Here is a 25703-nt window from a genome sequence, read left to right as displayed (position 1 = left end):
TTATCTGGCATCTGTGTAACATATGTTTGACAAACCTACATCTCATCGACCTTCTCCTACGCATATCACTCCGACATAGACCTGTTCCGCTCCGGCCTCCTGCAAGGCTTCTGTACATGCCTGCACCGTTGCCCCTGTCGTATAGATATCATCTATTAATAACACTGTCTTCCATTCCACCGGAAGCATCTTAACTTCTAATGCCTGTTTAATATTATTAGCGCGTTCAAGCGGAGATAATTCCTTCTGCGGTGCTGTCTCTGATACCCGGAGCAAATGCGTCTTATCTACCGGAAGATGAAGCTGTCGTCCCACCACCTCGGCCAAAAGCTCAGCCTGATTATAGCCACGTTTCTTTCTTCTGCGCTTATGTATCGGCACCGGAAGAATAATCTGTATCCGGTCTGCAACCCCTGCTTTTCTGAGACGTTCTGCCAGAAGGTTGCCATAATAATCCACATATTCCCGTTTATTATGATATTTAATAGCAAGTACACTGGATGCAACCGGCTCCTCATAACGAAAGACCGGATATGCCCGCTCGAAGCTTCTGGTGTGTCGCCTGCAGTCTTCACAATATTCCTGTTCAGCTTCCGAAAGCTCCTTCCCGCATTTCATACAGACCGGTCCGGTCACATATGGCAGCGTCTTATGCCGGTTACAGATGCCCTGTTCGCCATATGCCATAACTGCATCACAGATCGGACATCTCCTTGGAAATACAAGATCCATAAGCGTCCGGTTCCACATATTCTGTTCCCGCATATTTTATCCCCCTTTATCACTCTGAATTTATGCCAGTTCTGCCAGTCGTTCAGCAAATGTTGTATACCTCTTCTGTTCGTCGATATTATCGATCATTGTCTTAACCAGACCGATATTGCCTACGATCACAACACCCTTTCTGGCTCTCGTAACTGCCGTATAGAGCAGATTCCGGTTCAACAGCTTTGCCGGTCCTGTAAGAAGTGGAATCACTACGACCGGATATTCGCTTCCCTGTGATTTATGTATCGTGATGGCATAAGCATGTTCCAGTTCATCAAGCTGGGAATAAAGGTAATCTACCAGTCTTCCGTCGTCGTATTCAACAACAATCTTCTGATCGAATTCATCGATTTCTTTTATAAAACCAACATCTCCGTTAAATACACCTACGCCCTCTTCCTTCACAAAGCGGTCCTTTGCATCCATGATCTTCCACTCCAGCTTATAGTTGTTTTTGATCTGCATGACCTTGTCACCCTTACGGAATACAACATCATTTTTCTCTTTCTCCGGTATGCTTCTGCTCGAAGGATTCAGGATCTCCTGCAATCGTTTATTCAGATTCTCGACACCCAGCTCATACTTACGCATCGGAGTAAGCACCTGGATATTCATCGGGTCAACCTGAAAGAAGTCCGGCAAACTGTCTAAGATTAAATGCTTCAATTCCGCAATGATATCCTGTGATCCCTGTCTTGGAATATAGAAGAAATCCCTGCTCTTATTATTAATCTCGAGCTGCTTTCCCGCATTGATCAAATGGGCATTCGTAATAATGTCACTATTCTCACCCTGTCGGAATATCTTGTCCAACACCGTTACAGAGAATACCCCTGAACGAATGATATCCTTTAATACATTGCCCGGTCCGACCGATGGAAGCTGATTGGAATCTCCTACCAGTACCAGCCTGGTTCCCGGCATGATCGCTTGCAGCAGGCTGTAGAACAGACTGCTGTCTACCATCGACATCTCATCTATTATGATCACATCCGCTTCTAACGGATTATTTGAATTTCTTACAAATGTATAAGCAGAGCGGTTGCCTTCTTCATCAATCCCGCCACCGGACAGCTCCAACAGGCGATGGATCGTCTGTGCCGTATATCCGGTTGCCTCGGTGATTCTCTTTGCCGCGCGTCCGGTCGGTGCCGCAAGCAGCAGTTCCAAATTCAGCTTCTCAAACATCTTGATCATGGCATTGATCGTTGTTGTTTTACCGGTACCCGGTCCACCTGTGATCACTGCCACACCATTATTGACCGCATTCTTGATCGCAAGTTTTTGTTTTTCTTCCAATGTGATCTTCTCTGCTTCCTCGATTTGCGCAAGCATCTTATCCAACGGTCGATCCTCTGATGTGAAATCCAGATCGATATCTGACAGTATCCTCGCCGAATTCAGTTCAATATAATAATTTGCCGCCGCATAGACAGCAGTAACATCTCCGGCAAGCTCCTTTACGATCGCCTTACCCGTCATCTGAAGTTCTATAATCTGGCTTCCGATCTCATCTTCCAGTTCTTCATTATATGGTACATTGTCAGCAACCAAGAGCGAATAGGTCTTTGCCACCAGCATCTGCTTCGGAAGATACATATGTCCGAGCTGGCTCGCATTTAACAATGTATATAACAGTGCCGCGCGGATACGAAAATCCGAGTCACTGCTGATCCCCATTCGCTCCGCGATCTCATCTGCTGTCTTAAATCCGACACCGTTTATGTCCTCTGCAATCTTATACGGATTTGACCGGATGATCTTATACATCTCCTGTCCATATTCATTGAAGATCTTTACCGCCAGATTGATTGATATTCCATATCCGGTCAGGAAAATAATCGCATCCTGCATCTCTTTCTTTTCATTATAAGAAACAGCAATATCTCTTGCTTTTCGTTCTGAGATACCTTTAACTTCCGCCAGTCGTTCCGGTTCTTCTTCAATTATGCGCAGAGAATCCATCTTGAATTTTTTAACGATACGTTTTGCCAGTGCCTCACCGACACCCTTTATGATACCGGAACCCAGATATCGTTCTATACTTATCATATCATCCGGCATTTTTATTTCATAAGAATTAAATTTGAATTGGAGATCATACTGGGGATGATTGACATATTCCCCTTCCGCAGATATATAGATTCCCTCACTGACACCGTGAAGGGTTCCGACAAAAATGTCTTCGCCGTCTTCACCCTCTACAGTGAAAACGGCGTAGCCATTGTCGTCATTTTTATAGATAACTTTTTCAACATAACCTTCTTTTATCACAACAAGTCTCCTGCGTTACTCTTTCTTACTGTTGAGTAATTCGATATATTTTCCTGTTCCGATAGCAACTGCACGAAGCGGATCTTCGGCAGTCATGGTTGTAATTCCTGTCTTTTCTTCCAGAAGCTCCTCCAGTCCATGAAGCAAAGCTCCTCCACCGGTTAATACAATACCTCTGTCAGCAATATCTGCTGCCAGTTCAGGCGGAGTACGTTCCAGAACGGAGTGAACAGCCTCACATACCTGTGATGCAGGTTCTCGGAGTGCTTCTTCTGTCTCATCTGAGGTTACGGTAACTGTCTTCGGAAGTCCGGTTACAAGATTTCTTCCGCGGATATCCAGTGTGATATTCTCAGGTCTTCTAAAACATGTACCGATCTTGATCTTGATCTCCTCTGCAGTTCTCTCACCGATCAGAAGATTGTGTTTTTTTCTCATAAAACGTACGATTGCTTCATCAAAATCATCTCCGGCAACCTTGATGGATGCACTTACAACCGGACCGCCCAGAGATATAACCGCGATATCCGAAGTTCCGCCACCGATATCAACGATCATGTTACCACATGGTCTGTAGATATCAATTCCTGCTCCGATTGCTGCTGCCACCGGTTCTTCTATGATAGACACGTCTCTTGCGCCTGCTGCGTAAGTTGCGTCCTCTACTGCTTTCTTCTCAACCTCTGTTACCTGTGAAGGCACACATACGCTGATACGAGGTCGTCTTCCAAAGTAACTTCTGCCTACTGCTTTCTGAACAAAATACTTTAACATCTTTTCTGTTATTGTATAGTCCGATATAACGCCCTGACGAAGCGGGCGGATTGCTACGATATTTCCCGGTGTTCTTCCAAGCATAAGTCTGGCTTCTTCACCGATCGCTACTATTTTATTTGTATCTCTGTCATAGGCAACTACGGACGGCTCTTTTAATACAACGCCCTTGCCTTTTACATATACCAATATACTGGCGGTACCTAAATCTATACCGATATCTGAACTTGCCATGATTGGTCCCCTTTCTGGTTACTGTTAATCCTGTACATCCCTTAATATTACAAGAGATGCCTTTCTTCCGTCAAGCCATTTCATGCTGACTTCGGATAAATCCATGATCTTGTCGAACTGTCTTATATAGCTTCTCCAGCTTACCTCTTTCCGTTCAGTAAGGAACGGCTTCTGTACGGTCGCCACACCCTTAAATGTATCATTCAGATCACGGATCAACGTCTTACTGTCTTTTCCTGTAAAATCATATCCAAGCATATCATTTAACGGCTGATTGGAGAACAATACCTCCCCCGTCTCTTCATCACGGATAAAGATGCCGATCTTGATATGATTATAAGTATCTACCAGAAGCTTATTTACCATTCGGATATTACCATCACCTTCTATTCTGGCAAGGATACCCTGAATGACATTCCGAATATCCTTCGAGAATTCAATATCATCCTCTGACCATATCTTATCCGTATGGTTATTCGCCATAACGATACATCCGCTGATAATATTATTGATCTCTATACTGAGTGCAACAAAGCTTGTTACACCGATCTGTTCCATATTACTCTGAAAATTCTTAAAGTCATGGTTCTTATCCGCTACAATGCAGTCATATGTTCTTTCCTTACTGTGCGCAAAGAATTTCTTACCCTTCTGCCATTCTTCCACATATTCTTCCGCAGACATGCTTTTTTCCCTTGACCAGATATGGCTGCACATATACTCCTGATCTTCGTTCAGTGAGTATATCGCCATAACATCGATGCCCAGATAATCACCGGTTCTTTCCAAAATATTGCTGATCGTCTTATTATCATCGCTGTCCATGGAACTGAGTGCTTCTGTCAGGATCTTCTGTCTCTGGATCTTTTCCTCTAACAACATTTCAACAGATTTGCTCCGTTCTGCTTCTTTAGACAGAACCTTGTCATTATATGCATATTCTGAGAAGATATTGCACATATTCCACTGGATCTTATATACCTTCTTCATCTTTGTAACATCTGCTGTATCATATCCGCACAGAATCCAGGTTGCGATATGTTTCTCTCCGATCTTAACCGGTGCACCGCAGATAATACTTCCATCTATACCATCATCCATCTCCATGATGACCGGAACATTGTTCTGAAGGATCACCTCATTCAACTTCACAATGATGCTCTTATACTGAGGTTTTTCAAAAAGATCATAAAAGCTTCCCATATGCAGAGACGGTCCTGCCGGTTCTACAAGCTGATCTCCCGCCGGAGATACAACCGTTGAATACAGCCCGCTTAAGCTTGCAAATGCTTTTACAATACTGTTCCATTTGTCTTTATCGATACTCTCGCTCGTATATTCATTCTCATCTACAGTCGTGTTCATAATGTAAGAAAGCTTGTCTTCATACTCTTTCTTAGCTTCCTCTACACTGTTCTGCAACTTCTTGTTCTCTGTAATATCTGTTATAAAGAACTCGATCGTATAAGAAGAATCCTCTGCCTGTGTGATACTGTTCTGGGAACGAACCCATCTGACATTTCCATAATCATCTACGATACGATACTCGTCCTCATAATCAGATCCACCACTCTTTAACACATTCTTCGCATTCTGAATAACTCTTGCACGATCCTGCGGATGAATATAGTCTTCTGTCAATTTATTTCCAGCCATAAGTGCATCTACATTCATTCCAAGCAATCTGGCATTCGGTGTAATATATTTCAATATGTTGTGTCCTCTGCTAATGGATTTTACCATCACAAGACTCTTGATCTTGTTCATAACAGATAATATATATTCACCTTTTTCCCCATCATAGGAATGCTTTTTTTCTTTTACAAATAGTAGTTCAATGCCATCGGCACCTCCGTCCGGCGACTTTACGATATGACAGTTCAGCATCATAGTAGTGATCGCACTTTCTGCCGATACAAAACGTACCTTCATCTCAAAATCCGTATGCCCAGTATTCTCCGCCTTATAGAGATTCCCGATCAGGATATCATAGTCATTCTTAACTATAATATCGCGAATGCCTACAGCTCCACTGTAAAAGTCACCTTCTTTATATCCGAATTCCGTTATATTCTTTGTTACATAACGAGTCTGCCATCTGCTGTCCGGCTTGTAGAGATACAGTGCCAGAATGCCTGCATGGTTAATAATACGTTCCAGACTCATACTTCCGATTGCTACATCGGAACGCAGTTCAAACAGCACCATATATGCTTTTTTTCCGTTATATTCAAACTGATTGACAAATCCGCTTACAACCAGTCTTTTTTTCTTATTTATATTCAGCAGAAGTCGATGCCAGATGATCGTTTTTTTCTCATTTAAAATCGGCCAAAACTCATCACTGGACATAAACTTATCCGGTGCCATCGTAATCGAATCGATCTGATTACCGACCAGTTTTACCGCTGCATTGTTGATACTTAAAACTTCTCCATCCTCGCAGAATACAACTGCGGGATATTCAATATGGCTCAGAAAATCTGAATAATTACTGATTTTACCTATCTCCAAATGTATCCCTCTTTTCTCTTATGCAACCCCATAGACACATAAAACTTTTCCATGTCAGCCATAGAAAAGTTTCATGTATGTTAAATATCGCTGTTAAAATTATTCCTCTGTCTTGCTGTCTTCACTGCCGGCAGCTGTTTCTTCTTTCTCATCGTCTGATGATACCATCGATGTTGCTTCACTCTTTAGACCTGTAAACGCCTTATCCGCAATATCCTTTGTTACGCAACATGCATCTACAACACCATCTAAGGCTGCAAGCAACTCACCCATATACTTGCTGACTGCATCGCACTCTTTCTTTACATTCTTTCTGAGTACATATGCTTCGCTGGTCGCTTTGTTTGTAATAGCTTCAGCTTCCTTCTGTGCATTTTCTTTCTGTGTTCTGCACTCATAATCTGTCTTTGCACTTAAAGCTTCTGCAGCTTCATGTGCTTTATTTCTTGTACGCTCGCTGTCGCTGTAAGCCTGTTCCTTCAAACTTGCGCAGGTTGCTTCCGTCTCATCATACATCTGCTTGCACTTTGCATTTGTCTCTGTCTCAAGTGCATTGCAACGATCGGTTGTATCCTTCTCCATTGCTTCACACTTTGCAGCCATCTCTGCATGCTGCGCCTCACACTCTTTATTCGTCTGGGCGATCAGCGCATCTGCGCTCTCTCTTGCCTCTAAGAGTGTTCTTGAAATGGATTCATATCTTCCTGCGGATTCGAATTCTTTCTGCTTATAAGCGTTTACCTGCTCCTTCAGAGATTCAATCTCGCTTTCATATTCGGAATTCTTAGTCTTAAGTCCTTCGATCGTCTTATTCGACTCTGTCAGGTTTACTTCTCTCATAGTCTTAAGGCTTAATACAGCTTCGCTGAGCTTATTTACATTTGCTTTTAACTCATTAACTTCCTTCTCATGGTCAGCCTTTAACTCCTCAATATAATAATCAACCGAATTCTTATCATATCCACCAAATGTTACAGTCTTAAATGTAGACTCTGCCTTTACTTCTGTTTCATCAAAATTATCTTTGTTCTCTTTTGCCACGATAATCCCTCCAAAATAATCTATTATTTAAGCTGCGCCCGATGTCTTAACAGGATCTGTTACCGGCATCCCTTTCTATTGTGTGTGTGATACTCATGCTTTCCGGCGCAAATGCTCATTTTCTGTAAACACCAATTGAAATGATTATAACACACCCTTATTGTTTTGCACAATTATTTTTTCTTAATTTAGTTACAAAGCACATATTTTGTGCTATATTGAACGAAGAAAATACAAATCGAACTGTTAGGAGGAATTTTTATCAACATGAAACGTACAAGAAACTATCTGACAGCCATTCTTATGATCGTGATCGGTCTTATCTCACTTACCGGCTGTGGTCAGAAGAAAGCTACTGCATACCAGTCGTATGTGAAAAATCTTCTCGATGTCAATTACAAAGGTGATTACACCAACTATATAAAAGAAAACAAAGGAAATGAAACCGACGCACTCGCTATGTATCAGGAATGTCTGTCAAATCTGGCAAATCAGCTGATCTCGCACTACAACCTGAATACAAATAAGTCTGTCGAGGTTACCCAGACTTTCACGACTCTTGCAACTACGATCTATAGTAATGCAAAATATGAAGTCTCTGAAAGTTATAAAGAAAATGGCGATTATTATGTGGATGTAACTATTTATCCGATCGCAGTCTTAGACCAATCCTACGACGAGATCATGTCATATATAGAGGATTTCAACAAGGATGTCAATAATGGCGTATATAACGATGTTAAAAAAGAGGAATACGATAAGAAGTTTGCAAACGGAATTGCCTCCATCCTCACTTCTCATGCAGAGAATCCTGAATATAAAGATGCCGTTGTCGTAAAAGCACTTATCAACGATGATGGCGAATACTACAGTATCGCATCCGACAGCCTCACGGAGATCGATCAGGCGATGGTCGCCACCGAAACCGCCGACGCTACGGAAACCGACACTTCCGAAGAATAAACGAGTGAACGACAACAGCACCAATTTTTATCTAAAAAAAAGAACAATACCCTTTCACTACGCAGAACACTCTCGTTCTATTTCTCACGTAGCGGTACTAAACTCCCACCTAATGGTGGTTTGTTAAGGACCGACGTTCGTAACTGAGACCTTAGCGAGGTTAGTTCGAAGTTATACAGAGTAAAAAAGTCTGCTACATGAAAGATATTGTTCTTTTTTCTATCTATACATACTACACACTGTTGTCTTTCTGCCTACTGATATAATACTTACAGAATAGTTATATGAAAAGGCTTCATCTGTCAGAAACAAGACGAAGCCCCTTTTGTTTAAATGATCATATCCAGCATTTATTTGTTCGATATCATAAAGCGATACTTTTATTTTGTTTATTTCTCGCGGAATGTGAATTCCTCGTTTGCAAGTTTGAATTTACTGCCATCGATCAGCATCATGTCTGTGCCGCTGTTGATGATCTTTCCGCCAAGGTAGGTGTGGTTGGTTGATTTGTTATCACGCAGATAATAAACGCCATTGACGTTGATGATATATGCATGACGACGGCTGACGGAATTGTTGTCTGTTACCTGATAATCAACACCCTGTGCCGACTTACCGATACAGAAGATCGGCTTGTCTATCTTGATACGCTCACCGGTTCTGGTTCTAACGATCACAGGTCCCGGTTTGCCTTTTGTTGCATTTGTAAGAACTGTCGTTGATGTTGCATCAGATTCGTCATCATCGAATCCGATATCACTGCCGGAATAATCTTTTACTTCCTTCGCCAGCTTAAAGCTTGGAGTTGATACAACAGTTGTCTGCAACGGAGCTTCTGTATTTTCTTCTACAGCTTCTGCCATCTGCGGTCTTACAATAAAATGCTGTTCATCTTCCGGATGAACATTATTATCATTCTTCATATCTGTGATAAACTTATAGAACTCTGACAGATAAAATGATGGATTGTGATCAAAAAACTTGATCAGTTCATATCCACAATCTGATGCTTTTTTATTTGCAAAATCAAGTTTGTTGATCAGATCTCTGACGAACTTCTCCATATTGCATTTTTCCATCGGTTTATCAATCGGAAGGAATACAAGCTGTACACTCATATCCTCCAGATTCAAATACATATATCCAATATTCAGGATAACCTTTCCCAGTGGCATATCATTCGCCTTCAGATACATCAGCTGGTCTGTTATACTGAACATGATATCTACCAATTCATCTCTGTGAATCTTCTTGGTGATAAACTGATTCATCGTAATCATGGCCGGAATCGAATATGTAAGTGCTCTCTGTCCATCAATATACTCTTCATGACAAAAGCTGTTGTTTCCTACAAATGATGTATTGTACAGCTCGACTTCATTATGAAGGATCTGGACATCATCTTCAATTTTAAAATATAATTTGTACTCGTCGCACAAATAGGTCTTCTCTGTGCTCATAATAACACCCTCCGCAATTATTCTCCAGCCACTCAAGTCCCTTTTACTCTACCGTAACAGACTTGGCAAGATTACGTGGTTTATCTACATCCAGCCCTTTCGCATCCGATGTGTAATATGCGATCAACTGCAAAATAACAGCCGCTGCAAATACTGTAAACAAACTATCCTGCTTAGGTATTCTTATATGCTTATCACATATCTGGGTATCAGTAACTTCATCACCCATACTAATTAGAATAACATATGCTCCCCTGGCTTTTACTTCCCTTATATTTGAAACCATCTTCTCGTAAACAGCCGGCTGAGTCGCTAATGCGATAACCGGTACATTCTCTGTGATCAGAGCAATCGTACCATGTTTTAACTCACCCGCCGCATAAGCCTCCGCATGAACATAGGATATCTCCTTCAACTTCAGAGCCCCCTCCAGTGAAAGAGTATAATCCATGCCCCTTCCGATAAAAAATGCATCCGGAGCCATTTTTATATAATTAGCGACAGCCTTGACCTCATCTGCCTGAAGCAGGGTTTCTTCGATCACCGGAATTGTTCCAAGTAATTTACCGATAAATTCCTTTGCCCGATCTTCTGAATAAATACCTTTTACAAGTCCAAGTCTGCAACCGATTAAATACATTGCTGCCATCTGAACCGAATATGCCTTTGTGCTTGCTACCGCAATCTCCGGTCCGGCATGTGTGTATAACACATAATCACTTTCTCTTGCAATTGTAGAACCCTTTACATTTACAATCGAAATAACCTTTGAACCACATCGTTTTGCCAACCGCATCGCCTCCAGAGTGTCGATCGTCTCGCCAGACTGGGAAGTAACGATAACCAGTGTCTTCTCATTGATCAGTGGTTCTTTATATCGAAATTCCGATGCGATCTCAACATTTACCGGTATACGAAGCTCCGATTCGATCATTGCCTTGCCAACAATTCCTGCATGCATCGCTGTTCCGCATGCGATCACTGTAATGTTTTCGCAATTTTTGAACACCTCATCATCAATTCCGTCCTCTGTAAAATCAGGAAGTGAATTTACAATTCTTGGTGTGATCGTATTTCTCAGAGATTCCGGCTGCTCATAGATCTCCTTTAACATGAAATGCGGAAATCCGCCTTTCTGAGCCGCTGTGATATCCCATGTAATCTCAAGCATCTGTGGTCTTACTTCATTGCCCTTTAAGTCCTCAACCTTGATTCCACCCTCTGTCATTGTCAGAATATGATATTCTGGCACAACAAAATAATCCTTTGAGAATGAAATAATGGCTGTCAGATCGGATGCAATGATAGATCCTTCTTCACTGTGAGCCGCAACCATCGGGCTGACATTTCTCACCGCGTATATAATTCCGGGTCTGTCTGCAAACATGATACATAATGCAAACGATCCTGCAATTATCTTTACAACTTTCCGAATCGCCGTAATCGGATCGCCCTCATACAACGTATCAAGTAAGGCTGCCACAACTTCTGAGTCGGTCTCTGATACAAGCTTATCTGCTAAACCATACTCTCTTATAATATCACTGTAATTCTCAATGATACCATTATGGATCAATGCAACATTTCCACATCTATGTGGATGCGCATTTGCATCTGTAACACCACCATGTGTTGCCCATCTCGTGTGTCCGATACCGCAGGTTGAAGAATATTCTCCGTCTTTGCATAACTCTCTGAGTTCGCTTACCCTTCCTGCCTTTTTTCTGATCGTCAAAGTGTCATCATCATTCAAAAGTGCAATACCCGCACTATCATAGCCTCGGTACTCCAGCCGTTCCAGTCCATCGATCAGGATGTCCTTCGCCGGCTTTCTTCCTGTAAAACCTATGATTCCACACATATATTCAATTAACTCCTTTCGGCATATGATGCAGTTTGTTCTTTAAGTAACTGTATCACGTTCTTAACGCGACAGTCTTATCTTATAATGCATCATTCAATTATCCGGTCATGCTGTTTTGTTTTGAGATTTCTCCCATATTTGACATACATGTGCGCATCCGGACTCTACGTAGAGGCATCCGCCGAATTTTCGATAACCTCCATCCTCGTTACCCTTCTCAACAGGCTGTACCGACCAACCACGTTTACACCGCATCTGTCAGTCCTTCAATGCCAGGATAAAAGGGACATGGCGCTAAGATTTCTAAATCTTTCCAAATCTGCTGTCTCCTTGTATAAGCAGACATTAAAATTCTATCATAGACCTACCAATAAATCAACGACTTCATACCTGTAAGCCTGTGATTTATTTTTTTATGCAACACATACCGGATCACAGCCGATATCCCACAGAACAGCGTTTTTTTGCTCCATACGCTTTACTCTAAGCGGAACAGGAAATTCTGCTGACCTTCTGCTATATCATCTGTGATCCGTTATGACTTTCTTTTATAAACTAGCTGATAAATGAACCACCCGGCAAGCCCTTCTCAGTTGTAAGCAGAGACAGGTTACCTTCTGCATCTTCCGCGCATAAAAGCATACCTTCCGATACAACTCCGGCAAGCTTACATGGCTTCAGATTCACGATCGCAACAACACGCTTTCCAACCATTTCCTCCGGTGTATAGAAGCCTTTGATTCCCGAAACGATCTGTTTTACATTGTTCTCACCGAATTTTACCTGTGAGCATAACAGTTTTCTGGAATTCTGAACTTCTTCGCAGGCAATGATCTCTCCGATCATCAGCTGCATTTTCTCGAATTCTTCAATGGTGATCTGCTGTTTATTTAATACAGAAGGATCTGCATTCAAAGCAGCGACCTTAGCTTCTGCCTGTTTCATTTTCTTCTTTTCTTCGGAATTCTCTTTTTCTTCCTTCTGCTTCTTTGCTTTCTCGTAGATAGTTTCTTCTACCGGAGGTGCAAACTTGGCAACTTCTGCCATAACTTCCTTTACGTCCAGTCTTGCGAACAGGATCTCAGGAGTTTCTGTTACCTTGTTTCCGGATGGGTAAAGTCCGAATCTTCCAAGCTCTGTTACCTTTCTCTTTGCAGCATTTAACTGGTTCAGGATCTTAACAGAGGTATCCGGCATATATGGCTCCAGAAGGGACGCACCGATCACGATGCTCTCAACCAGATTATATAATACGGTATTCAGACGATCCTGCTTTGTTTCATCTTTTGCAAGTGCCCAAGGCATCGTCTCGTCGATATATTTGTTGCATCTCTTGAATAAGGTGAAAATCTCTGAGATCGCATCTGCAACCTTTAACTTATCCATACATTCTGCGACCTTAATACGGCAGTTTAATACGACGTTCTTCAGGTCTTCATCTACTTCTTCTGTTACTCCGGTATTCGTAACTACGCCGCCAAAATATTTATTTGACATGGAGATCGTACGATTTACCAGATTTCCGAGTGTATTTGCAAGCTCGGAATTAATTCTTTCTACAACCAACTCCCATGAAATGATTCCGTCATTCTCAAATGGCATCTCATGCAGAACGAAGAAACGGACTGCATCCACACCAAACAGACGAACCATATCATCCGCATACATTACATTTCCCTTGGACTTACTCATCTTACCGTCATTCTGGATCAGCCATGGATGTCCGAAGATCTGCTTTGGAAGCGGTACTCCAAGTGCCATCAGCATGATTGGCCAGTAGATCGTATGGAATCTTAAGATATCCTTTCCGATCAGGTGTAAGTCCGCCGGCCAGTATTTCTTATATAATTCATCATTATTACCGTCTACATCATATCCAAGACCTGTGATGTAGTTTGATAATGCATCGATCCATACATAGATTACATGCTTGTCATCGAAATCAACCGGGATGCCCCACTTGAAGGATGTTCTGGATACACACAGATCCTGAAGTCCCGGCTTGATGAAGTTGTTGATCATCTCGTTCTTTCTGGACTCCGGCTGAATAAAATCAGGATTCTGCTCAATGTGCTTCATCAGTCTGTCCTGATATTTGCTGAGTTTGAAGAAATATGCTTCCTCTTTTGCTTCCTGTACCGGTCTTCCGCAGTCCGGACATTTGCCGTCTACAAGCTGTGAATCTGTAAAGAAGGATTCACATGGAGTACAGTATTTTCCTACATATTCTCCCTTATATATGTCACCCTGATCGTACAGCTTCCTAAAAATCTTCTGAACCTGTCTCTCATGATCTGCATCTGTTGTTCTGATAAATTTGTCGTAAGATGTGTTCATCAGATCCCAGATATCCTTAATCTCGCCTGAAATCTCGTCAACGAATTCCTTTGGAGTCTGCATGTTCTCAAAAGCCTTGTTCTCGATCTTCTGACCATGCTCATCGGTTCCGGTCTGGAATCTTACATCATATCCTGCGAATCTCTTGTACCTTGCAATGCTGTCAGCCAACACGATCTCGTAGGTGTTGCCTATATGAGGTTTACCTGATGCATATGCAATGGCGGTTGTAATATAATACGGTTTTTTTGCCATTTCAAAAACCCTCCTTGATAAAACTACAAACACGAATGAAATGTCTGCGCTATTTTTTCTGGCAATCTTATGTGGCCAGATAACAAAAATTATATGCCTTTTTTGTGCAAATTGTCAACAGATTCCATTTGTTTTTATACAGTTTTTGCAACCTTCATCTCTAAATAAAATTATGTCTTTTTTTTCGGATTTCTTTTGTGCTATAGTATGTCCGAACAGTGCGATCATGTAATACCGCACGACACATCTGCGGATCTGCCGTCATCTGTTACTGTTTAAAATTATACTTTTATTATTGAGGTTATTCTGTCATGAAAATTTTTTTAACGAAAACACCTGTTGTTATCACATTTGCGCTCATCTGCTGTGCCTTATGGGGAAGTGCATTTCCCTGCATCAAGATAGGCTACCGTATGTTTGCGATCGGCGGAAATGATACCGCATCCCAGATCCTGTTCGCCGGCATCCGTTTTCTGCTCGCCGGACTTATGGTTATCCTTATCTGCAGCTTCATATATAAAAAGCCTTTGATCCCACATAGCGGGGCAACGATCAAACGTATCTTTATCCTGTCATTGTTCCAGACTATCCTGCAATATGTCTTCTTTTACGTCGGTCTGGCAAATACGACCGGAAGCAAGGCAGCGATCATTGAAGCGGCAAACGTCTTTCTGGCGATCCTTGTATCGGGTCTGTTATTTAAAATGGAAAAGGTTACATCCAAAAAGATGCTTGGATGTCTGATCGGATTTATCGGAGTTGTTATCATCAATCTGGGAAATGGTGTAGACGCGCATTTCTCTCTCACCGGAGAAGGCTTCATCTTGTTATCAACAGTGGCTTATGCTTTCTCTTCAGTTATCATCAAATATTTTTCCGATAAGGAGAATCCTGTTCTGCTCAGTGGCTGGCAATTCTTTGTCGGCGGCTTCGTGATGATCCTCTGCGGTCTGGCCGGAGGCGGACATATCGCGGGAAGCTCTGCTCCTGCTGTCCTACTTCTGCTCTATATGGCGTTCATCTCGGCCTGCGCCTATACATTATGGAGTCTGCTGTTAGCGCACAATCCGGTATCAAGAATTGCCGTCTTTGGTTTCTCGAATCCGGTCTTTGGCGTACTGTTATCAGCTCTGCTTCTGCATGAAACATCTGCCTTAAATATCCGCTGTCTGGTCGCACTTGTTCTTGTCTGCGTAGGCATTATCCTTGCAAATAAAGAAAAAGCCAAGTAAAAAATGCCATATATCATCAAATTCGCCTGATGATATATGGCATTTTATTTTTATAGATTTCTCACAACGCCGAATATCAGCGCTGCTACGATCAGTATATAGATCAGAACCGTATCCACTGTACCAAGCCGATATGTATCTCTTTTTATATAGTTCAAATCTCCCCTGACTATCAGATATATGATACATGGTCCTGCAATGTACAAAAACGGATTATAGGAAAAGGATGTCCGTATCTCTCCTTTTAATAAAAACAGGCACGCTCTGGTTATCCCACAACCGGGGCACTGCCAACCGGTCAGAACCCGAAATATGCAGGGAACCGCCAAACCGGTCAGTCTGACAAATGCCGCATACAGGATTCCTGCTAAAAGGATAATGACATCCCGATATATAATCTTTCGGACACGATTTTTCTTTTCTTTCATATACGTTTCTTACTGTCCGTTATATGGGTTGTTATTATCATTTCCATTGTTGTATGGATTATTGCCGCCCTGATTGTAACCACCATACTGCTGATTCTGGTTGTAACCGCCGTTATATGGCTGCTGATTCTGGTTGTAACCGCCGTTATATGGCTGCTGATTCTGGTTATAAGCTCCATACTGCTGATTCTGATATCCACCATTATACGGCTGATTATATCCTGTTGTTCCGCTGTACTTGTTAACCGCATCCTGCGCTAATGCATAGTTGATGATTCCAAGTCCAAGAAACTGAAGAACTACAAACAGGATACCACTGTTGCTTGATGGCATACCGTTTCTGTTCTTGATGATATCGACCTTTTCACCCATCTTATATGCCCAGTACCATCCGTAAATATTACAGGTAACAATCGTAAGCAGCAGTGCCATTCCACCACCTGCCAAGTCATTCTCGCCTGACATCTCATTTGTATCATCTGTAATACATACAAACCAATAAAGCCCATAGATACCACAGGTGACAATTGACAATAAGATACACATGCCAATACTTCTTTGTTTCATACTTTCCTCCTTGCCGACGCGCCTTTCGCATCTCTTTCATAATAAAAAAAGTATAAAATATTTATAAACAACTGTCAACGAAGTTATACAAAAATATTGCACATTCGGCAATGTTATTGCGTAATCTTCCGTAGTTTGTATCTTATTCTGCTTCATTCCGACAAAATTCCAATAAATTCCAACAATTGCATACAAAAAAATTGAAAAAAAATACATATCGTGGTACAATTTGTTTTTCTGTTATTATTTCATTAATGATATTATAAATATGCCCTGCTTTTTCATTTTATGATATACAGATTTATATCATTTTTTCTGTATAATTTATGCATATATGCGAAGCAGTGACGGATACATACTATTTATTTTAAAGAGGTGTCAGATATGAAAAACATGTTAAACTTCAAGGAATTCACAGCAGATGAGCTGATGGATATCCTGAACCTTGCTCTGGATATGAAGAAGAATCCGGAGAAGTACAGCGAATCATTAAAAGGTAAGAAACTTTATACTTTATTTGAAAAGACATCAACCAGAACCTTCCTTTCATTTGCAACCGGCATTACTGAACTAGGCGGTACCTACTACAACCAGTTATGGAAGGATTCCAACTTTGTACTTGGTGAACCTGTTTCCGAGATCAAATATGTCTGCCGTAATGTTGATATCATCATGGCACGTCTGATCAAGAATGAAACTGTTGAATTATTTGGCAAGAATGCAACTGTTCCGTTTATCAACGGCTGCGACAATTCCTACCATCCTTGCCAGATCCTTGCAGATGCCCTCACTATTCTTGAGAAGTTCGGAACGCTGGATGTCAATCTGATGTACATCGGCGCAAAGAACAATGTATTTAACTCCCATGTTGAATTCTTCTCCAAGATGAAGAAAGGTACTTTATACGGACTGACCCCACTTGTAAATGAGACAGCCTGCGGCCCTGATTTCTATGAAGAAGCAAAGAAAAGCGGTCATTACATCGAACTCGATCCTTCTATGTCTATGGAAGAAGCAAAAGAATATGCTAATAAGATGGATGTCCTCTACACGGATACATGGGTAGATATGGAATTCTTTAACAATCCTGCTTACCAGAAGCAGAAGGAAGAAACCCTTGCAAAAATGATGCCTTACCAGTTAAACGGCGACTTCACAAAAGACAGCAAAGCGATCGTATTCCACGATATGCCAATGCATGTCGGCTTTGAGATCTCTCAGGATGTCGTAGATAAGAACCTCGACCATATCCTAGACGAGGCAGAAAACCGCCGTCATGCCGAAAAGGCCGTAATGTACACACTCTTAAATTCATAAAACCGGTTGCATGCCATTCAGGCAGGTGCTATAATCGTGGATAGCAAATTTGTAAGGAGGCTGCCATGAAGCATCTTATAGATCCAATGGATTTAAGTATGGAAGAGCTTGATCACATTTTGAATCTTGCTCAGGATATTATTGATCATAAAGAAAAATACAGTGAGCTATGCAAAGGAAAGAAGCTCGCTACTTTATTTTTTGAACCAAGTACAAGAACTCGTTTAAGTTTTGAAGCTGCCATGATGGAATTAGGCGGTAATGTACTTGGTTTTTCTTCTGCCAGTTCATCATCCTCATCTAAGGGTGAAAGCGTTGGTGATACAGTAAAGGTTGTAAGCTGTTATGCAGATATCATAGCTATGCGCCATTTCAAGGAAGGTGCTCCGATGCTTGCATCCATGAAATCCGATGTACCGATCATTAATGCAGGTGACGGTGGACATAACCACCCAACACAGACACTGGCTGATCTTTTAACGATCAAACGTGAAAAAGGAAGACTGGACAACCTTGTGATCGGCTTCTGCGGAGATCTGATGTTTGGACGTACCGTTCATTCTCTGATCAAAGCAATGTCCCGTTATGAAAATATCAGTTTTGTGCTTATTTCACCGGATGAATTAAAAATTCCTGATTATATCCGCACAGAAGTGATCGAGAAGAATAATATACCTTATAAGGAAGTTTCTTCTATGGAGGATGTGATCGGAGAACTGGATATCCTCTATATGACAAGAGTACAGAAAGAACGTTTCTTCAACGAAGCAGATTACATCCGATTAAAGGATACTTACATACTGGATAACAGCAAGATGGCACTTGCCCGTCCGGATATGTGTGTCCTCCATCCGCTGCCACGAGTAAATGAGATTGCTGTTGAAGTAGATGACGATCCAAGAGCATGTTATTTTCGTCAGGTATTAAATGGTAAATATGTCCGTATGGCATTAATTGCCACACTGCTTGGTTTAGCATAGGAGGTACAAACAGATGAACATAGACAGTATTCAAAACGGTATCGTACTTGATCACATTGCCGCAGGCAAGGCACTCCAGATCTATAATGACCTGCATCTCGACAAGCTGGACTGCTCCGTAGCCATTATCAAAAATGTCAAAAGCCAGAAAATGGGTAAAAAGGATATCTTAAAAATAGATCAGGATATCGACATCAACCTTGATGTCCTTGGTTATATCGATCCGGATATCTCGGTTAATATTATCCGCGACGGAAAACTGGTAGAAAAGAAAAATATCGAACTTCCGGAACGTCTGGTAGGCATCAAGAAATGTACCAATCCACGTTGCATTACCTCAACGGAACAGGGTATCCAGCACATATTCAAGCTTACCGACAGAGCACACAGGATTTATCGTTGTATTTATTGCGAAGCAGATAAATAATTTTACTTACTATTTACTTTTTGCAAAAATATGCTATAATCTAGAAGTTATCTGTGCGGTAATGCATCGAAAAAACTCACCGGCACGATAACCAGACTTTTTAAATATGCTGATTAATATTTAGAGGTGCAATTAGTATGGAACAATATGTGATCAAAGGCGGTCAGCCTCTTGAAGGAGAGGTAACAATTGCAGGTGCAAAAAATGCGGCACTCGGTATTCTTGCTGCTGCTGTTATGACCGACCAGGAAGTTATAATAGAAAATGTACCAAATGTCCGAGATACACGGGTTCTCCTGCAGGCGATCGAAGGTATCGGCGCAAAAGTCCGTTACATAGATGAGCACACGGTTTCTATCTGCGGAGCCTCCATTAATCCGAACAGCGATCTATGTGTAGATGACGAATTTATTCGTAAAATCCGTGCTTCTTATTATCTGTTAGGAGCACTGCTTGGAAAATATAAGCGCTCTCAGGTAGCATTACCCGGCGGCTGCGATATCGGAGCCAGACCGATCAATCTTCATATAAAAGGATTTGAAGCACTTGGTGCACAGGTTGATATTACAAATGGAACTATCTCCACTTATGCCGAAGAACTGATTGGAAGCCATATTTATATGGATGTTGCATCCGTTGGTGCAACGATCAATATTATGATGGCTGCAGTTCTCGCTGAAGGTAAAACCACCATTGAAAACGCAGCAAAAGAACCACATATTGTCGATGTTGCCAACTTCTTAAACAGTATGGGCGCAAATATCAAAGGTGCAGGAACTGATGTCATCCGTATCCGTGGTGTTAAAGAACTTCATGGTACTACTTATTCCATCATTCCGGATCAGATTGAAGCCGGTACATTTATGGTAGCTGCTGCTGCAACAAAAGGAAATGTTCTGATCAAGAATGTCATTCCAAAGCATCTGGAAGCTATCACCTCCAAGTTGAACGAGATTGGTGCTCACGTTATTGAATATGATGATTCTGTAAGAGTCATGTCAGATAAACGTTTGAAGTCTACTAATATCAAGACACTTCCATATCCCGGATTTCCGACTGATATGCAACCACAGATGGCTGTTACACTGGCTCTTTCAAACGGAACAAGCATCGTAACCGAAAGTATATTTGAAAATCGTTTCAAATATGTTGCGGAACTTACAAGAATGGGCGCTCATATCCGTGTGGAAGGCAATACCGCTATTATCGATGGTGTCGAATCCTTCACCGGAGCGAATGTTGCCGCTCCTGATCTCCGAGCCGGCGCTGCCCTTGTGATTGCCGCATTGGTAGCCGATGATTTTTCAGTTGTATCCGATATCAAGTATATCCAGCGCGGATATGAGAAATTCGACGAAAAACTTCAGTGTCTTGGCGCAAAGATTGAAAAAGTAGATACCGAAAAGGACATTCAAAAGTTCAAGTTAAAAATCGGATAATCCGATTACTGATATACCCAAAAATGGATTTTGCTTATATGCAGAATCCATTTTTTTTTACGATTTTTCATAGTTTTTTGAGAAAAAAGGGTTTTGTTTTTTTCAGATTATGGTAAACTGTTTTTCAAGAGCGTTTTCGCGTTCTTTTTATGTTTTGAACCCTGAAGGAGAATACACATGACAAACAAAAAGTCTTATACCGGATCGGGATACACCTGTATGTTTCTGCTTACAGCACTTATTTTCAGTCTCCTGATCTGCTTATTTATAAACAACGGCATGGCCGATGCTGCCGGAAAGGAAGGATATATCTCCGAGGGACGTACAAATGTCTACTTCAGAGAATCCCCCGGCGGAAATCCTGTTCAGGAAAACGGAAGTAACATTATGTTAAATGGGGGGCAGGCATTAAACGTCGTTGATACCTCTAACGGTTCCTGGTATAAGGTTACTCTGGTATATAACGGAACAACTTATACCGGATATGTATCTTCATCATTTATCACCCTCGGGAAAAAAGAAGATTCATCGGATACCGAAGCTACAACAGCAAGTGCCGGCGGTTCCGATTCCGACTTTGAAGCATATCTGACCAAACAGGGCTTCCCGGAAAGCTATAAACCACAGCTTCGTGATCTGCATGCCCTCCATCCAAACTGGACATTCAAAGCTATACAGACCGGATTAGACTGGAACACGGTTATCGACAATGAGATCAACAAAGCAGGCCAGATTAAAAATCTGGTTCAGGGAACCAGCGGAGCCCCTCATTATAACTGGCGTTCTACCACAGTCGGATATAACATCAAGACGGACAAATGGTCCTCTTACGATGGCTCGAACTGGTTTGCTGCTTCAAATGATTTTGTCACTTATTATCTGGATCCACGAACTTACTTATACGAGCGCTTTGTATTTGCATTTGAAAATCTTTCATATGAAGATACCCAGACCAAATCCGGCGTAGAATCGATTCTTTCCGGTACATTTATGTACAAGTCCAAACCATCCGGATACAGTTATACATATTCCGAGTTAATCATCAAAGCCGGGCAGGCAGTCGGTGTCAGCCCATATCATATTGCGTCCCGTATCAAACAAGAGGTAGGTTCATCCCTGAGCTCGGTTACTAACGGAAAACACGCTAAATATCCGGGCATCTATAACTTCTATAATATCGGTGGCTATGACAGTGCCAGCGGTAATGCTGTAACAAATGCTCTGCGCTGGGCAGCGACCAGCGGTTCCTACGGAAGACCATGGAACAATGTCTACAAGTCCATTTATGGTGGCGCACAGTATATCGGCAACAACTACATTTTGAAAAAACAGAATACTTTGTATACACAAAAATTTAACGTTACAAATACATCCAACCTGTTCTCTCATCAATATATGTCAAATGTACAGGCTGTATCATCAGAAGCATCGAAAGTATTTAATGCCTACGCAGGCTCCGGTACCTTAAATGATGCGATCACTTTCAGCATTCCGGTCTATACCGATATGCCGGACACAAACACGGGGAAACCGGCAGACAGCGGCAATCCGAATAATTATCTGAAGTCTCTTACGATCGATAATTATTCACTGACACCGACTTTTGCCATCAACTCAACAAAGAAATATTCCCTGATCGTATCTGAGAACACAACCTCGGTTAAGATCTCCGCCACCCCGGTAAACAGCCATGCTTCTGTATCCGGAACCGGAAAGATCTCCCTGTCAAAGGGAACAAATACAGCTAAAGTTACAGTTACAGCACAAAGTGGTGCAAAACGAACTTATACCATAACTATAGTCCGCGGTAAGTCAACCGGAAACGGAGGATCTGATCCTGAATTTGACGGAGACTACATCATCTCCGACGAAACAATCAGCGGAGTAGCTCCATCAACTACTGTCTCCTCTTTCCTGTCAACTCTAGGATGCACAAACGGAACGATAAGCATTACAAATGCTTCCGGTAAGGAAAAGACATCCGGTAAGATCGGAACAGGTGACATTGTAAAGATCACAGTATCCGGTAATACAAGCACTTATAATGTTATTATCTTTGGTGATGTAACAGGTGATGGTGTGATCAATGCACTGGATCTGTTAAAGATTCAGAAACATATCATCGGCGCCTCCTCATTAAAGGGTGCATTCCTGCAGGCAGCCAATATCAAACGAAGCGGCGGTCTCTCTGCACTGGATCTGTTAAAGGTTCAGAAATTCCTGATGGGTGCTGCCAAGATTTCACAAAAATAAGCCTTTTACAAGGTTATGATAGGAGATATTACTATGAATAAGCTAAAAAAATGTACAGCGATGATTCTGGTTCTAATCATGGCTCTCAGCTGTTTTGTGTATGGAAACGCGATAAAAGCGCAGGCCGCTTCTACCCAGTTCTCCATTTCCCTTTCATCTTCAAGTGTATCAAAGGGAGGTTCGGTAACAGTAACCGTATCAGTAAGCTGCTCCGAAGCACTGGGTGCATACAGCTATTGCTTGTCCTATGATTCTTCCGTTCTGGAATACACTTCCGGTGACGGATATGGCGGAGGCGGTACAATTTCCTGTGCCGGATACGGTGACGGAAATATCAAATCTGCTTCTAACAGCTTTACATTTTCTGCTATCGCAAGCGGCTCTTCCTATGTAGGTACAGGAAGCTCAGACGTATATACTTGGGGTGAGGAAAGCTGCTCTGTCTCAAATGCCGGTGCTACGATCACTGTAACAGCAGCAGGTAGCGGCAACAACGGTGGAGATTCCACCACTCAGGCTGCAACTACACAAGAACAGGGTTCCACCGAAGCCGGAAGTACCGAAAGCGGAGAATCTACAGAAAGCACCGAAGAAACTTCCGAGGAGACAACCGAAGAAATGTCCGATAATTGTTTCCTTTCATCCCTTCAAATCACACCGGGCGAATTAAAGCCGGAATTTTCAAAGGATGTATATTCATATGAGACAACTGTTCCGGGTGAAACAACAAGTCTCGCCATCAATGCTTTACCGGAAGATTCCAAATCATCTGTATCTATTGACGGAAACGAGAACTTCGAACCGGGCAAGCAGGCACATGTTACGATAAAAGTTACCGCCGAGACAGGCGACACCCACATTTATGATCTTACGGTAAATGTTGAGGAAATCGTTGATACACGGGCTGTTATCAATGTAAACGGAACCGATTATTATTTCTCTCAGGATTATAGCAAGATCAGTGTCCCTGAAGGGTTTGCCCAATCAAAAGAAAAATTTGATGGCGCCGATGTAATCTTATATACTTCTCCTAATGGTCAGATCAAATGTGCATATCTGACGGATAAAGATGGAAAAAACGGGGCATGGTACATCATTGATCTGAATGCAAAAACAGCAGTTCCGTTGATCAATGTGCAGTCGTCATATAAGAATTTTATTATTCTGGAACCATCTGACAACGTAAGCAAGCCGGAAGGTTACAGCTCATTCTCTTATGATTTTGGTGGAAACACCGTTACTGCTTACCATGTAACAGAAAATGATGAAGTTATCTTGGTATATGCTATGAGTCCGGATTCTGACCCAAGCTGGTACAGATACGATACAGTTGAGAAAACATTTGTCCGATATAATGCAGATCCTGTAACGGAAAAGCAGGAAGAAGCTGCATCAAACGGTTCATTCTTCGACCAGCATAAGGATAAGGTTCTGACAATCTGCATCATTGTCGTTGTAGTTATGTTCTTCCTTATCATCATCCTTGCATGCATGCTTGTACGTGTGATCCGAAAGGGTCTGCCTGAAGACGATGAGCCGGATGATCCGAACGATCCTGATAAAATGGCCGATGAAGATATTGATACTGACGCTATAGACGACGCCGGCGATAATGTCGAATCTAATGCCAACGAAGATATTCATGCAAATGCTATTGATAACGCCGGTGATAGTGTTGAGGCAAATGCCACAGATGATGCCGGCGATAGTGTTGAGTCAGATGCCACAGATGATACCGACGATAATATTGAGGCAGATACCACAGATGATGCCGATGATGCAAATGTTGATTCTGAGACATCAGAAACCAGTAGTGTTACCGACGTTGCAGACAACTCAGAAATTATGGATGACTCTGCTAAAGCAGACACTATAGACGATACTGCGGATTCAGACAGCTCCGAAGATTCCGAACAGCTTGTCTTAAACGAGTCTTCTGACAAGGATTCTATTGAGGCATCTTCGATCCCTGAGATTAAGGCCAAAACAGAACCTGCTGAAGCAGATACGACCGATTTACAGGCTACAACAGAGGAAGCGGTTGCTACAGATACCACTGAGGCAGAACAGCCTAAACCGGATGCAAATGCTTCTGTAAAAGAAACAGCCGCTGCTACTCACGATGGAATGACGGAATTAAAAGCAGAACCTGCTACCAAGGCAGAAAACATTACATCTACCAGATTAAGTGCTGGTGCAAAGAAGGAACAGGAATTAACACCGGCAGAAGAGATCGTGAAGAAAGCTGCTCAGTATTCATCTATGAATACCGCAGACCTGTCAGAGGTATTCAACATGGCCGAAGCGATCATCAACCATGAAGATCCTAAGAAGAATGCCGGTTCCTTACAGTTCAAGCCGATCAAGCAGAACGCACCGGAGGATAAAAAGGAAAAATAAGATTTTAATAATAGCAAAATAAGACCTGACCAGAATTGTTTGTTATTCTTTATTAAGGTTTCTAATCACGTTTGCCTACCTTTGTTTCACTCAATTTTATATGCACATGTCTCTGCCGCGATAAAAACTTTTGCGGCGACGACATGGCACAAAATTGAATGAAACTCAGTCGGCTA

The 25703-nt window shown here is 41.9% G+C and carries 18 protein-coding genes; 8 read left to right on the top strand and 10 right to left on the bottom strand.

Annotated features, from left to right (window positions below; genetic code table 11):
• Positions 1-42 precede the first annotated feature (42 nt).
• From DWW43_RS07030 to DWW43_RS07010, 5 genes are all read right to left on the bottom strand, one after another.
• Complete coding sequence (locus DWW43_RS07030; RefSeq protein WP_119963131.1) at positions 43-765, bottom strand: ComF family protein; 723 nt, start codon at positions 763-765, stop codon at positions 43-45.
• 27 nt (positions 766-792) lie between these two features.
• Complete coding sequence (locus DWW43_RS07025; RefSeq protein ID WP_119963130.1) at positions 793-3042, bottom strand: ATP-dependent RecD-like DNA helicase; 2250 nt, start codon at positions 3040-3042, stop codon at positions 793-795.
• A gap of 15 nt (positions 3043-3057) precedes the next feature.
• Complete coding sequence (gene mreB, locus DWW43_RS07020) at positions 3058-4050, bottom strand: rod shape-determining protein MreB (protein WP_008400448.1); 993 nt, start codon at positions 4048-4050, stop codon at positions 3058-3060.
• 24 nt (positions 4051-4074) lie between these two features.
• Entirely contained in the window at positions 4075-6564 is a 2490-nt protein-coding gene (locus DWW43_RS07015; protein WP_119963129.1) for a PAS domain-containing protein, read from the bottom strand.
• Between the two features lie 99 nt (positions 6565-6663).
• Entirely contained in the window at positions 6664-7605 is a 942-nt protein-coding gene (locus DWW43_RS07010; RefSeq protein ID WP_119963128.1) for a hypothetical protein, read from the bottom strand.
• 267 nt (positions 7606-7872) lie between these two features.
• Between DWW43_RS07010 and DWW43_RS07005 the strand changes: the two genes are divergently transcribed.
• Complete coding sequence (locus DWW43_RS07005) at positions 7873-8568, top strand: hypothetical protein (RefSeq protein ID WP_008400454.1); 696 nt, start codon at positions 7873-7875, stop codon at positions 8566-8568.
• A gap of 389 nt (positions 8569-8957) precedes the next feature.
• Here DWW43_RS07005 and DWW43_RS07000 read toward each other — a convergent pair whose 3' ends face one another.
• The 3 genes from DWW43_RS07000 to metG all read right to left on the bottom strand — a co-directional run bounded on the left by DWW43_RS07000 (position 8958) and on the right by metG (position 14484).
• Positions 8958-10028: a DUF6382 domain-containing protein gene (locus DWW43_RS07000; RefSeq protein ID WP_044944649.1), complete on the bottom strand. Its 1071-nt coding sequence runs from the start codon at positions 10026-10028 to the stop codon at positions 8958-8960.
• Positions 10029-10071: 43 nt separating this feature from the next.
• A complete protein-coding gene (gene glmS, locus DWW43_RS06995) occupies positions 10072-11889 on the bottom strand; it encodes a glutamine--fructose-6-phosphate transaminase (isomerizing) (protein WP_119963127.1) in 1818 nt (605 codons plus the stop codon).
• A gap of 558 nt (positions 11890-12447) precedes the next feature.
• On the bottom strand, positions 12448-14484 hold the full coding sequence (metG, locus tag DWW43_RS06990) for a methionine--tRNA ligase (RefSeq protein WP_008400458.1): 2037 nt from the start codon (positions 14482-14484) through the stop codon (positions 12448-12450).
• A 311-nt stretch (positions 14485-14795) separates the two neighbouring features.
• Between metG and DWW43_RS06985 the strand changes: the two genes are divergently transcribed.
• Entirely contained in the window at positions 14796-15716 is a 921-nt protein-coding gene (locus DWW43_RS06985) for a DMT family transporter (RefSeq protein ID WP_119963126.1), read from the top strand.
• Between the two features lie 50 nt (positions 15717-15766).
• On the opposite strand, the gene DWW43_RS06980 is transcribed toward DWW43_RS06985, so the two are convergent.
• Positions 15767-16144 (bottom strand): DUF2752 domain-containing protein, encoded by a 378-nt coding sequence (locus DWW43_RS06980; RefSeq protein WP_119963125.1) that lies wholly within the window; start codon positions 16142-16144, stop codon positions 15767-15769.
• 9 nt (positions 16145-16153) lie between these two features.
• Positions 16154-16711, bottom strand: coding sequence for a DUF4234 domain-containing protein (locus DWW43_RS06975; RefSeq protein WP_119963124.1), 558 nt, complete (start codon positions 16709-16711; stop codon positions 16154-16156).
• A gap of 384 nt (positions 16712-17095) precedes the next feature.
• On the opposite strand from DWW43_RS06975, the gene DWW43_RS06970 reads away from it, so the two are divergent.
• The 6 genes from DWW43_RS06970 (at position 17096) to DWW43_RS06945 (ending at position 25527) form a co-directional block, all read left to right on the top strand.
• The gene (locus DWW43_RS06970) at positions 17096-18028 is read left to right on the top strand and encodes an ornithine carbamoyltransferase (protein ID WP_044944652.1); all 933 of its coding nucleotides are present in this window, start codon (positions 17096-17098) and stop codon (positions 18026-18028) included.
• Positions 18029-18093: 65 nt separating this feature from the next.
• Positions 18094-19008 carry an aspartate carbamoyltransferase gene (pyrB, locus tag DWW43_RS06965; protein WP_008400466.1) on the top strand — a complete coding sequence of 305 codons (915 nt, stop codon included), beginning with the start codon at positions 18094-18096 and terminating at the stop codon, positions 19006-19008.
• 13 nt (positions 19009-19021) lie between these two features.
• A complete protein-coding gene (locus tag DWW43_RS06960) occupies positions 19022-19435 on the top strand; it encodes an aspartate carbamoyltransferase regulatory subunit (RefSeq protein ID WP_008400467.1) in 414 nt (137 codons plus the stop codon).
• Between the two features lie 137 nt (positions 19436-19572).
• Positions 19573-20874 (top strand): UDP-N-acetylglucosamine 1-carboxyvinyltransferase, encoded by a 1302-nt coding sequence (locus DWW43_RS06955; protein ID WP_119963123.1) that lies wholly within the window; start codon positions 19573-19575, stop codon positions 20872-20874.
• Between the two features lie 177 nt (positions 20875-21051).
• Positions 21052-23127, top strand: a complete 2076-nt coding sequence (locus DWW43_RS06950) for a cadherin-like beta sandwich domain-containing protein (RefSeq protein WP_119963122.1) — start codon at positions 21052-21054, stop codon at positions 23125-23127.
• 33 nt (positions 23128-23160) lie between these two features.
• Complete coding sequence (locus DWW43_RS06945; protein ID WP_165853033.1) at positions 23161-25527, top strand: cadherin-like beta sandwich domain-containing protein; 2367 nt, start codon at positions 23161-23163, stop codon at positions 25525-25527.
• Positions 25528-25703: the final 176 nt, after the last annotated feature.

This window comes from Clostridium sp. AF15-41 (genome assembly GCF_003604095.1).
GTDB lineage: Bacteria > Bacillota > Clostridia > Lachnospirales > Lachnospiraceae > Coprococcus.
Note: the sequence above shows the minus strand (reverse complement) of the source record. Positions and strands in the feature narration are given on the sequence as shown.